This is a genomic window from Streptosporangium heterodermiicola (assembly GCF_051390675.1).
Classification (GTDB): domain Bacteria; phylum Actinomycetota; class Actinomycetes; order Streptosporangiales; family Streptosporangiaceae; genus Streptosporangium.
The window spans coordinates 1-234 of the sequence record NZ_JBPJSR010000149.1; the positions used below are offsets into that span (position 1 = coordinate 1).

The 234-nt window shown below is 63.2% G+C and carries 1 pseudogene; it reads left to right on the forward strand.

The features are described 5' to 3' along the window. Positions 1–234, forward strand: a pseudogene (locus ACSC1Q_RS43290) (trypsin-like serine peptidase); the annotation flags it as partial.

Here is a 234-nt window from a genome sequence, read left to right on the forward strand (position 1 = left end):
GTCACGGACCCGGTCGGCCCGGACCACCCCGACGCCGTGAAGGTGCTGCAGGAAGTCACCAAGGACGCCTACGACAAGGCCCCCGTGGGTCACAAGGTCAACGGCTCCAAGGCTCCCTGGGCGACCAAGCTCGAGAACGTCACGAAGTCGCAGTACGACGCCTACACCGGCCCGGGCTACAAGAAGATCGACGCCAAGGGCAACTTCACCATCACCCACTACTACACCAAGTTC